We start from the raw sequence: 12,495 nt of genomic DNA on the forward strand, positions 1-12,495 counted from the left end.
TCGAATGTTCCTCTCCTCGTTATAGCCATTTCACCTTTGGTTCGGTACCATTTTTAATGCGGACAATATTTGCTCGGTGACGATACATGATAAAGGTAAATAAACATGCTACTAAAATACCTAACGCAAAATCACCGGTAACAAAATAATAAACGATTGAATAGATTAGTGCTACTAAAGCGGCAATCATAGAAGTTAAGCTTACAATTTTCGTTATTTTTAATGTTACAATAAAAGCAATAAATAGTAAGACAAATAGAGGCCATGAATAACCTAAAAGAACACCTGCCGATGTTGCTACCGCTTTCCCACCTCGGAAACCAGCAAAGATCGGGAACATATGACCAATTACGGCTACTAGTCCAAGAATTAGCGAGTGAATGGAGACTTCAGAGAATACAGGAAGAGCTGCAAGTAATACGGCTGCCGTACCTTTTAAGACGTCCATAATTGTCACGACAATTCCTGCTTTTTTTCCTAGAATACGAAATGTATTCGTCGCACCTAAATTACCACTTCCGTGTTCACGAATATCCGTTTTATAAAAAATTTTGCCTATCCATAATCCTGAAGGTATTGAGCCGATTAGATAAGCACATAAAATAATAAGTCCATTTAGCATAGCTGGACTCCTTTCATTCATAAATTATCACTTGGTACTAATAATATGTAACAATTATTTTACACTTTTTCTTTATAATCTACAATGTCATGAAGGAGATTTCTTCGTGTATCTTGAATTCATTACAAAAGATAACTATTTTGCAAGGATTTTTTATGTATTTAAACTGAGGTTAGGCTTTTTGACATGATTCATGTAGACAGCATGAAAGCCCTTTCTAAAAATATAGGTAAAATGGCAATTTTGTCAATCACTCATTCCTTTGGTAGAATAGAAGTCTATCTTTAATTTCTAGAGTAAGCTAGTATGAATCTTCTTTAGGCAGAAGAAACCCATTTAGTATTGGACTGTATATTTTTCTGAGAATATTCAAATGCTTTTTAATGAAAGTTCAAAGCCTTCAGCGTTTCGTTAAAAAAGAGTAATGAGCAGAAGTTAGTCATTTGTTGTTTTATTTATGCAACTAAAGCTTGCTGCCCTACGTCAAGGGAATAGAAGAGTTCTTAATACATATTGAAGCAACTATTGCAAATTTTTCTTTCGGTAAAACAGATCAAAACGACGAAGCTGTGAGGAAATTTTAAAAATTTATTGGGCCTGACACTAGATATTGTTAGGAAATGCTATTATTATTAGGAAGAGAATATAAATAGAACATGCGTTTGTTTTTTGGAGGGGAATTTTTTGGCGAATAAACAGTCACCAAGCGTCTATAATGATGACGCCATTCAAGTATTAGAAGGATTAGAAGCGGTACGAAAACGACCCGGCATGTATATCGGTTCTACAGATGGCCGTGGACTTCATCACCTAGTATATGAAATCGTAGATAATGCGGTGGATGAAGCACTGGCTGGTTTTGGTTCTCATATCATTGTCACTATTCATAAAGATCAAAGTATCAGCGTTCGAGACTTCGGCCGAGGAATGCCAACAGGTATGCATAAAATGGGGAAACCAACTCCTGAAATCATCTTTACAGTCTTACATGCTGGTGGTAAATTCGGACAAGGCGGCTATAAAACAAGCGGTGGCTTACATGGTGTAGGTTCTTCTGTTGTGAATGCTTTATCAACTTTTTTAGAAGTAACAATTCATCGCGACGGTAAGAAGTATCGTCAACGTTTTGAAAATGGTGGTCATCCTGTTACGACATTAGAAGAGGTAGGACATACAAAACAGACAGGAACGCTTGTTCATTTTCTACCAGATGACACAATTTTCTCTGTAACAAAATACAATTATGATACGCTTGCAGAACGTTTACGTGAATCAGCATTTTTATTGAAAGGCTTAAAAATTGAGTTAATCGATGAACGCGAGGAAGGCAAAAATGATGTTTTCTTTTATGAGAACGGAATTGAAGCTTTCGTTGCTTATTTGAATGAGGAGAAAGATGTACTTCATCCTGTTAAATATGTGGAAGGGATTCAAGATGAAATCGAAGTAGAATTTGCCTTCCAATACAACGATGGCTACTCAGAAACAATTCTTTCATTTGTTAACAATGTACGTACACGTGACGGCGGGACACATGAAACAGGAGCTAAGTCTGCGTTAACGCGTGTTTTCAATGAATATGCACGTAAAATAGGTTTGTTAAAAGATAAAGATAAAAATCTTGAAGGGACAGACATTCGAGAGGGCTTAGCGGCGGTTGTTTCTGTTCGTATACCAGAGCATTTACTGCAATTCGAGGGTCAAACGAAAGGTAAGCTTGGGACGAGTGAGGCACGTTCGGCCGTAGATAGTGTTGTTTCGGAGCAAATTTTATATGTGCTTGAGGAAAACGCTGAATTGTCTGCATCTCTTGTGCGGAAAGCTATTCGTGCGCAACAAGTACGTGAAGCGGCTCGTAAAGCACGTGAAGATGCGCGAAACGGCAAGAAGAGTAAAAAAGGCAGTACAATTCTTTCTGGAAAATTAACACCTGCACAATCTCGCAATGCAGCGAAAAACGAGCTGTATTTAGTCGAAGGTGACTCAGCAGGAGGCTCTGCAAAACAAGGACGAGATCGTACGTTCCAAGCGATTTTGCCATTGCGTGGTAAAGTCATTAATACGGAAAAAGCAAAGCTTCAGGATATTATGAAAAACGAGGAGATCTCAACGATAATTCATGCCATTGGTGCTGGTGTCGGTGCAGAATTCTCAGTTGAGGATTCTGCTTATGACAAAGTCGTTATTATGACCGATGCTGATACGGACGGAGCGCATATTCAAGTGCTGCTGTTAACGTTCTTCTATCGTTATATGCGACCATTGATTGAAGCTGGAAAGGTATTTATCGCGTTACCACCACTTTATAAAATCTCAAGGGGTACTGGTAAAAAAGAAGTGATTGAATACGCTTGGACCGAAAATGATTTACAAAAGGCTATTAAAAAAGTTGGAAAGGGTTACATATTACAGCGCTATAAAGGTCTTGGTGAGATGAATGCTGACCAGCTGTGGGATACGACGATGAACCCTGATACGCGTACATTAATTCGTGTAACAATTGAGGATGGTGCACGTGCTGAAAGACGTGTGACAACATTAATGGGCGATAAGGTAGAGCCGCGCCGTAAATGGATCGAAGCCAATGTAAACTTCGGTATGGAGGATGATTCAAATATTTTAGACAATGAATTCATCCAACAAGAGGAGGACCAACATGAGTAGTACTGAAAAGTTTCAAGATTTACCTTTAGAAGAAGTCATGGGTGACCGTTTTGGTCGCTATAGTAAATATATTATTCAAGACCGCGCGTTGCCTGATGCACGTGACGGTCTTAAGCCTGTTCAACGACGTATTTTATATGCAATGTTTACGGAGGGCAATACGAACGACAAACCATTCCGTAAATCAGCAAAAACGGTCGGTAATGTTATCGGTAATTATCACCCTCACGGTGACAGCTCAGTCTATGAAGCAATGGTGCGCATGAGTCAGGATTGGAAAGCGCGTCATATGCTTATTGAAATGCACGGGAATAATGGTTCTGTTGATGGTGACCCACCGGCCGCGATGCGTTATACAGAGGCAAGACTTTCTGCTATTGCAGCGGAGATGCTACGCGATATCGGCAAGAAAACGGTTGAATTTGTACCAAACTTTGATGATCAGGATATGGAGCCAACTGTTTTACCAGCGCGTTTCCCGAACTTACTAGTCAACGGCTCAACGGGTATTTCGGCCGGCTATGCTACGGACATCCCTCCGCACGCACTTGATGAGGTGCTAGACGGTGTTCTTATGCGCTTAGATAACCCTAATACGACTGTTGATGAATTAATGACAGTCATTAAAGGGCCTGATTTCCCAACTGGTGGTATTATTCAAGGTGTTGATGGTATTAAAAAGGCATACGAAACAGGTCGCGGTAAAATCATCGTGCGCGCGCAAGCAGTTGTTGAGCCCATTAAAGGCGGCAAAGAGCAAATCGTTATTACTGAATTACCATATGATGTCAATAAAGCGAATCTTGTAAAGAAAATCGATGAGCAACGCGTAGATAAACGCCTTGAAGGAATTTCGGAAATTCGTGATGAATCGGATCGTACTGGCCTACGTGTAGTGATTGAACTGAAAAAAGATGTGCCTGGACAAGGGATTTTAAATTACTTGTTCAAAACAACTGATTTACAAGTAGCCTATAATTTTAATATGATTGCGATCCATAATCGTCGTCCGACAATGATGACATTGCCATTGTTACTCGATTCTTATATTGCCCATCAAAAGGAAGTCGTAACGAACCGCTCCATTTACGATTTGCAAAAGGCTAAAGATCGTTCGCATATTGTGGAAGGCTTGATAAAGGCGTTGTCCATTTTAGATGAAGTCATTGCAACCATTCGTTCTTCAAATGATAAACGCGATGCCAAAACAAATTTACAGGAGAAGTTTGGCTTTACGGAAGTGCAATCAGAGGCTATCGTGAGCTTGCAATTATACCGTTTAACGAATACGGATATTACTGAATTACGTGCTGAACAGGAAGAGTTAAATAAATTGATTGCGAAGCTAGAAGGTATTCTTAATAGCGAAGCAAAACTTGTACGTGTCATTAAACAAGAACTACAGGACATTAAAAAGCGTTTTGCAGAGCCACGTCGTTCAAAAATCGAGCAAGAAATTGAAGAAATCAAAATTACATTAGATGTCCTTGTGCCAAGTGAAGAGGTCGTTGTGACAGTTACAAAGGATGGCTATATTAAGCGTACATCTACACGCTCACATGCCGCTTCGAATGGTCAGGATTTTGCGATGAAGGATTCCGATTATTTATTATATGAAGCAAATTTAAATACACAGCATCATTTACTATTATTCACAAATCGAGGCAATTATATTTATCAGCCTGTCCATGAACTACCTGATATTCGATGGAAGGATCTTGGGCAGCATATTTCAAGTATCGTGCCGACTGGGGAAGATGAGTCTATTATTGCTGTATACGGTTTTGAAACATTCGAACAGGCCAATACGTATATTTTAACAGCTACGAAGGATGGACAAATTAAACGCTCCCCTGTAGCTGATTATGCTGTTACACGCTATTCGAAACCAATCAAAACGATGAATGTTAAGTCAGGCGATGAAATGATTTTTGCAGACATTGTGACGGACGAGGCAGAACTAATGTTAACGACAGATACTGCCTATGCGATTCGTTTCCCAATAGAGGAATTGCCGGTAACGGGTGTCAAAACAGGTGGCGTCAAAGGGATTACGCTGAAAGATGGAGAAGCATTAGTCGGCATCAATGTTTTACCGCCAAATGACACGGCCTATGTTGCGATTGTCACACATCGCGGTGCTGTGAAGAAAATGAATGTTGCCGAAGTAGAAATGACAAGTCGTGCAAAACGCGGCTTAAAAGTATTAACAGAGTTAAAAGCGAACCCACATCGTATCGTGGCTGTCAAAAAAGTTACTGATGAGGAACAGCTTACAATCGAGACGGAAAAAGGCGTACAAGAGATTCTTGATGTACAAGCATTAACCCGAGCAGATCGCCACTCCAACGGCTCCTTTAAAGTAGATATTGCGACAGACGGTGCCATTTCACATGTCTTTACAGTCAAAAAAGAAGAGAAATAAAATTCGTTTATCTAGCCCATGCTCTTTTTGAGAGCTGGGTTTTTTTTATTTGTTTTTTCAGCTGATAAACTAGGGCAATCGCTGATAAACTCCCAATTATCGCTGATAAAGAAAATTTCATCAATGGACTGGTCTATGTCAGAAAATGGAGTTTTTGAAGATAGAGATTTATGCTGTTAAATTTATATTTACTGCGCAATCGGTAAACAGAGCCTTGTCATTTCCGGATAGTTATGGGTATAATAATCATCGAAAAGTTCATATGGAAAGAATGTAGGGGGGCTGGTGTTGCCAGCTGAGATTGTGTCCGATAGATGCTGACCCTTTGAACCTGATTTGGCTCGTACCAGCGTAGGGAACATCTATTCAAAAAAAGAAAGTTTTTGATACTGATTGTATAACGTCTGGGAGGAATCCTAGGCGTTTTTTATGTTTTTCGGACTTTTTGATGCATGCACAGGCCTTTCGTATAAAAAGACTATGAATACGCTTTCTTCTGGTACAGACATTCATTCATGAACACTTTCACACTACTTACTTGGAGGATTCGGCATGAAAAAATGGTTATTGGTCCTAATGGCTGCACTTTTCACATTAGCGGGTTGTAGCGAAAAAGAGGCTAAAAAGGATGCTAATGGATTAACAAAAGTATCGGTGGTTCTTGATTGGACACCGAACACAAATCATACAGGTTTATATGTCGCGGAAAAACTGGGTTACTTTAAGGAACAGGGCTTAGATGTTGATATTGTATTACCTGGTGAAGCGGGTGCAGATCAGCTCGTAGCGTCTGGGAAGGCTCAGTTTGGCGTAAGCTATCAGGAAGGAATTACTCAGGCGCGTGTGCAGGATGTACCGTTAGTATCGATTGCAGCGATTATTCAACATAATACTTCTGGCTTCGCATCTATCGCATCAAAAGGTATTACATCACCAAAGGATTTTGAAGGTAAAACATACGGTGGCTGGGGTGCACCACTTGAAAAGGCTGTATTACAGTCACTTATGCAAACAGAAAATGCGGATATTAATAAGTTAGATATCGTCAATGCAGGTGATTTAGATTTCTTCACAATGATGAAAAAAGATATTGATTTTGCATGGATTTATTATGCATGGACAGGTATTGAAGCAGAACTTCGTGGCGAAAAGCTGAACATGCTTTATTTAACAGATTATAGCAAGCAGCTAGATTATTACACACCTGTACTTGCTACAAATGAAAAAATGATGAAGGATGATCCTGAGACGGTAAAAGCATTTGTCGCTGCTGTAGCAAAGGGCTATGAGTATGCGATAAAGCACCCTAATGAAGCAGCTGATATTTTACTAGAAGCGGTTCCTGATTTAGATAAGAATCTTGTGCATAAAAGTCAGGAATGGCTAGCAGATAAGTATCAAGACGACGCTACACAATGGGGTGAGCAAAAACTAGCAGTCTGGGAAAACTACGCGAAATGGATGGCCGACAACAAAGTTTTAGAGGGCGAGTTTAACGCAAAACAAGCATTTACAAACGACTTTTTACCGAAAAAGGAGACAAAGTAATATGGCAAACTCATTAATAAGTGTACAAATTATCCCGAAAACTAAAACATATGAAGATGTGATCCCCTTTGTCGATGCAGCGATTGCGGTTATTGACGCATCAGGGGTGAAATATGAAGTGCATCCGTTAGAAACGACAATGGAGGGCGAGCTAACGACTTTGCTACAAATTATTGAAAAAATGAATGCTAAGATGGTTGAGCTCGGAGCAATCAATGTTATTACGCAAGTGAAAATTTTATATCAGCCATCTGGTATTACAATGGATACGCTAACGGAGAAATACAAGTGATGAAGCAAGCTTTCAAACAAGGAAGGACGATAATTTTTATCGCCTTCCTCTTATTCATCTGGGAACTAATTGTCCGTTTTGCTGATATTCCACATTGGCTTTTGCCTACACCGAGTGCCATTTTGAAAGAAGGTTCTCAATCGTATGAGACGTTTGTGCCACATGCTTTAGCGACTGTTCAATTAGCACTTCTAGGCCTTGCCATTGGCATATTGTGTGGACTAACCGTTGCCGTATTATTACATCGTTTTACGTTCGTTCTGGAGTTATTTTACCCTATTCTCATTATGTCACAGAATATCCCTGTACTCGTCCTTGCACCGCTATTGATCATTTGGTTTGGTTTTGGTTTATTGCCAAAGCTTATTATTATTTGTCTTGTGTGCTTTTTCCCTATTGTTATTTCAGCCATGGATGGCTTTCGTCAAACTGCGCCTGAGCTGAAGCATTATTTTGAAATGATTGGTGCAACGAAGGCACAAACTTTTTGGAAGCTTGAATGGCCCTATGCGTACCCATCGATTTTTTCGGGCATAAAGATTGCGGCAACTTATAGCGTAATGGGGGCTGTCATTGCGGAATGGTTAGGTGCGAAAAAGGGGATTGGTGTCTATATGACATTGGCACAATCTTCATTTAGAACAGACCGTGTATTTGTAGCGATTTTTGCCATCGTATTTTTAAGTTTACTATTATTTAGTGCGATTCGATTAATAGAAAAATTTGTTGTGAAGGGGAGAGGATTTCATGCTGAGCATTCAAAACATTGACAAATCCTTTGATGCTCTTCCGGTCATTTGTAATTTATCTTTTGAGGTGAAGGACGGGGAATTTGTTGCAATTATAGGTCCGTCAGGTAGTGGAAAAAGTACACTCTTTCAATTAATTGGTGGTGTTACTTCTATTGATGCAGGTGCTATTTTATTAAACGGTACAGATATCCAGCAAACAAAAGGAACGATTGGCTATATGCCTCAGCAGCCATGTCTATTACCGTGGCGTACGATAGTAGAAAATATCACGATAGTGGATGAGCTTCAAGGAAAACCAAATGTCAACGATGCGAAGGAATGGTTAGACAAAGTGGGACTCGCAGCGTTTGAACATGCGTATCCTAATGAGCTGTCGGGTGGCATGCAACAGCGGGTATCGTTTATTCGCGCCATCGTTAGTAACAAACCTATTTTGTGCTTAGATGAGCCATTTTCTGCACTGGATGAGTTTACAAGGCTTGAAATGCAGGCCTGGCTTTTATCAATTTGGGAAAAATATCGAAAATCTATATTGTTCGTTACACATAGTATTGAGGAAGCTCTCTTTTTAGCGGATCGTATCATTGTACTGACGAAGCGGCCGGCGACGGTGAAAAAGGAAATTATCGTACCGTTTGCAAGACCACGACAAGAAGAAATTCGCCATTCTGCTAGCTTTACGGCATTGAAACAACAGTTATTCACGTATTTAAAAGAAGAAAAGGATGAGGCGAATGTTGATTGATGCACATATTCATTTAGATCAGTATGAGGAAAATGAGGTTCCTGCTTTACTAGAGGAAGCTGAACATGTAATTGCCGTTAGCATGAATCTTCCATCATGTGAGAAGACGTTGAAGCTGTCGAAAGCCTACGCAAAAGTAAACGCAGCGTTTGGCTTTCATCCGGAACAAGCTTTACCTAGTGAAACGGAGGAAGAGGCCTTATTTGATTGGATTCGCAAACATGCACATGACATGGTGGCAATTGGCGAGGTAGGGCTGCCTTATTATTTGAGGCAGGAACAGACTATTGATGATCATCCGTATGTGGCATTGCTAGAACGATTTATTGTATTGGCAAAGGAATTGAATAAACCGATTGTCTTACATGCTGTTTATGAGGACGCGGCGATTGTTTGTGATTTGCTAGAAAAACATCATGTAACAAAAGCGCATTTTCATTGGTTTAAAGGCGATGAGGAAGTGGTTGAACGGATGATTTCTAATGGGTATTTCATTTCTGTCACGCCTGATTGTACGTATGAGACTGAAATTCAACAACTTATTAAACAATACCCAATCGAGCTCATGATGGTAGAAACAGATGGACCATGGCCGTTCGAAGGTACTTTTGACAATAAACGAACATCACCTTGGATGATGGATCATTCGATAGAGGTTATCGCATCGATAAAAGGGCTTACAACACAGGAAGCGGCACACATCATTACAAGAAATACGACCACATTTTATCATTTATAGCGAATTACGCAGCTGTTCTTTAAAAGAACAGCTGTGTTTTTGTTTAAAGTATCAGAATCGCTGATAAAATCTCGAACATCGCTGATAAAACGCCAAACATCGCTGATAAAAATATTAGAATCACGAAAGGCCCCCGTCACTTTGAGAGTGATAGTGCCAATGTAACAAACTTTTTTACCCCTTCACGTAGTTGTTTTTCATTTGTATAAGAATAGCTTAGACGTATCCAGGATGAAAGTTGTTTCAATGGATCACAAATTTGACCTGGTACAAAGGATATAGAGTTTTCGATACTTTTGGTTAATAATAACTCTGTTGGAATATTATCTGGGAGTTGCACCCATAAATTAAGACCTCCTTTTGGACTGGTCCATTTCCAATCTGTTACTGCTAGTTCTTTCTCCAGGATTTCCTTACGAATCTGTAGGGCAATCCGGATTTTCTCCAAGTGCTGCTGCAATCTTAGTGATGAAAAGTAATGGAGAAAAACTTTCTGATTGAGAAGTGGTGAACCATTATCAGCTAACGATTTTACTGTTAGTAGTGATTTCATTAATGATGATTGACAAATAACAGCTGCAATTCTCAAGCCAGGTGAGATATATTTGCAAAAGCTTCGGATATAAATGACTGTCCCAGCAGTATCATATGTGTAAATGGGTGGTGGCGGGGCATGTTCAAAATAGATGTCGTGATAGGCGTCGTCTTCAATTAATAGACATCGATATTGTTCAGCTAATTCTACTAATTTTTTGCGCTGATCAACTGAAACAGTGTAACCAGTCGGGTTATGGAATGTTGGGTTGAGATAAAAAAGAAGTGGTTTATATTGTTTCATATATAATTCAACCTGCTTTAAATCGTACCCGTCTGGATGGATATCAACCGTTACAATCTGAGCTCCTTGTGCTCTAAAAATATCAATCGCGGCACTATAGCTTGGACGTTCAAATAAAACGACGTCATTTGGCTTAATGAAAGTTTGAGCGATTAAGTGGATCGCTTGCTGTGAGCCAGAAGTGATTAACAGATCATCTGCATTGAGATGAGTTTTATACTGATTGATAAAATATTGAGTGAGTGTTTCACGTAGCTCTAAATCACCTTGCACAGTTGAGTAGGTTGCAAGAACTTTTGGATAAAGATCAAAGACTTTCTTTACGTAATCTGAAAAATAATGATTAGGCAAAAGATTTGGATCAATTAATGCCTGAGAAAAATGATAAGAAACCGGTGTTTGATGGATTTCAGATAAATGATTTTTTTGTACGTATGCAGAAACAATTGGATTGTCCAGATATAGATATTCAGGATTTTTTGTCTCATTTGATTGGACAAAATAGCCTGCTTTATCTTTTACATAAACTTTGTCATGCTGTTTCAGTAATTGATAGGCCTTTAATACAGTTAATCGATGAACATTCATTTCAGATGCTAATTGCCGGACGGAGGGAATCTTTTCATGTTCTTTCCATTCTTTACGTTCTATTTTGTGCAGTACATAATCATAAACCTTCTTAAAAAGATAATTTCCATTTTGAATCGCTTTGCTCACATCGATTCCTCCTATTCAAGACGATTGTACCACGATCTAATCTAATCTGTTCTATCCTTTTCAATCTGTTCTATTGTCTTTCTTTTATGATAGAAAAAAAGGAGGAGTTTTATTTGGTTATGATTAATTATTTCTTCATGTGTTTGATTTTTGGAACGACATTTTTAGCGATTAAAGTTGGTGTTGATGCAGGAGTGCCTCCATTTTTATCAGCGGGACTTCGTTTTTTCATTGCTGGTTTGCTGCTATTTAGTTTTATGGTGTGGAGAAAGAAAACGACAATAAGGTTATTATTTCGGAAAGAGATGTTTTTTACCGGAGTAGGTTTAACCTTCGGGACGTTTGCCATGTTATACTGGGCGGAACAGTATGTAACATCAGGGATTGCAGCGGTCTTATCTGCTACAGGTCCAATGATGATCATCGTTATTCAGACATTCATCTTGAAGCAAAAAGGAAATCGGAATTCATTCATTGGTTGTGTCGTGGGAGTCATTGGTGTCACGCTCTTGATCTTACCTAGCTTTTCAATTGAGATTAGTCCCTTCTGGATGATTGGGTGTTTCGCTATTATATTGGGTGAAGCATTTTATGCATCTGGAACGATTTATACGAAGCATGTCATCCAAAAATTTGAAGCGACATCTCCGATAGCTTTAAATGCAGCGCAAATGATGCATGGTGGGATTTTATTAATCATTTTGTCACTTTTTACCGAGAACATTCAGCTTGATTATTTTTTAAGCCCAGCTTCAATCGGCTCTATTCTTTATTTAACTATTTTTGGTTCAATGATTGGCCATAGTCTTTATTATTGGCTTGTCTCACGGACAAATCCTGTTTTTCCTTCAACATGGCTGTATATCTCACCATTAATTGCCGTTATACTAGGTGCTACTTTCTATCATGAATATATTTCTTGGCTAACAGGTATAGGAACTTTGACGATTATTGTTGGAACGCTTTTAGTTAACTTCGAAACATTACGGAAGCTACTTTCGGGAAAGAGGGCTGTTTTACAGGATGTTAAAAATTAACCTGCTAGGTTTTGTTCCGGTAAATTAAATGGGCTAAATAAAATCAACTAGTAATTACATATTCGTAAACGGGCGCGATTGTGTATAAATTTATCCGGGAAATAGAACAGAACAGC

At 39.1% G+C, this 12,495-nt stretch carries 10 protein-coding genes and 1 riboswitch; of the genes, 8 read left to right on the plus strand and 2 right to left on the minus strand.

From position 1 onward, the window contains the following. Positions 1–19 precede the first annotated feature (19 nt). Complete coding sequence (plsY, locus tag MOK21_RS14445; protein ID WP_249074685.1) at positions 20–622, minus strand: glycerol-3-phosphate 1-O-acyltransferase PlsY; 603 nt, start codon at positions 620–622, stop codon at positions 20–22. Between the two features lie 684 nt (positions 623–1,306). On the opposite strand from plsY, the gene parE reads away from it, so the two are divergent. The 7 genes from parE (at position 1,307) to MOK21_RS14480 (ending at position 9,787) form a co-directional block, all read left to right on the plus strand. Further along, positions 1,307–3,286, plus strand: coding sequence for a DNA topoisomerase IV subunit B (gene parE, locus MOK21_RS14450; protein WP_249074686.1), 1,980 nt, complete (start codon positions 1,307–1,309; stop codon positions 3,284–3,286). Further along, a complete protein-coding gene (gene parC / locus MOK21_RS14455; protein ID WP_249074687.1) occupies positions 3,279–5,711 on the plus strand; it encodes a DNA topoisomerase IV subunit A in 2,433 nt (810 codons plus the stop codon). Before parE ends, parC begins: the two co-directional genes overlap by 8 nt. Positions 5,712–5,976: 265 nt before the next feature. After that, a riboswitch (TPP riboswitch) is annotated at positions 5,977–6,086 on the plus strand. Positions 6,087–6,263: 177 nt separating this feature from the next. Further along, the gene (locus tag MOK21_RS14460; protein ID WP_249074688.1) at positions 6,264–7,259 is read left to right on the plus strand and encodes an ABC transporter substrate-binding protein; all 996 of its coding nucleotides are present in this window, start codon (positions 6,264–6,266) and stop codon (positions 7,257–7,259) included. Position 7,260: 1 nt separating this feature from the next. After that, positions 7,261–7,551, plus strand: coding sequence for a thiamine-binding protein (locus MOK21_RS14465; RefSeq protein WP_249074689.1), 291 nt, complete (start codon positions 7,261–7,263; stop codon positions 7,549–7,551). Beyond that, a complete protein-coding gene (locus tag MOK21_RS14470) occupies positions 7,551–8,321 on the plus strand; it encodes an ABC transporter permease (protein WP_249074731.1) in 771 nt (256 codons plus the stop codon). Before MOK21_RS14465 ends, MOK21_RS14470 begins: the two co-directional genes overlap by 1 nt. Then, entirely contained in the window at positions 8,299–9,048 is a 750-nt protein-coding gene (locus tag MOK21_RS14475) for an ABC transporter ATP-binding protein (RefSeq protein WP_249074690.1), read from the plus strand. The genes MOK21_RS14470 and MOK21_RS14475 overlap by 23 nt, the downstream gene beginning before the upstream one ends. Next, positions 9,038–9,787 (plus strand): TatD family hydrolase, encoded by a 750-nt coding sequence (locus tag MOK21_RS14480; RefSeq protein ID WP_249074691.1) that lies wholly within the window; start codon positions 9,038–9,040, stop codon positions 9,785–9,787. Before MOK21_RS14475 ends, MOK21_RS14480 begins: the two co-directional genes overlap by 11 nt. Before the next feature lie 136 nt (positions 9,788–9,923). Here MOK21_RS14480 and MOK21_RS14485 read toward each other — a convergent pair whose 3' ends face one another. Next, positions 9,924–11,342, minus strand: a complete 1,419-nt coding sequence (locus MOK21_RS14485; protein WP_249074692.1) for an aminotransferase-like domain-containing protein — start codon at positions 11,340–11,342, stop codon at positions 9,924–9,926. A 113-nt stretch (positions 11,343–11,455) separates the two neighbouring features. Between MOK21_RS14485 and MOK21_RS14490 the strand changes: the two genes are divergently transcribed. After that, positions 11,456–12,379, plus strand: coding sequence for a DMT family transporter (locus MOK21_RS14490; RefSeq protein ID WP_249074693.1), 924 nt, complete (start codon positions 11,456–11,458; stop codon positions 12,377–12,379). The last annotated feature ends 116 nt before the right edge of the window (positions 12,380–12,495 follow it).

Source organism: Lysinibacillus sp. BPa_S21 (assembly GCF_023337795.1).
Taxonomy (GTDB): domain Bacteria; phylum Bacillota; class Bacilli; order Bacillales_A; family Planococcaceae; genus Lysinibacillus.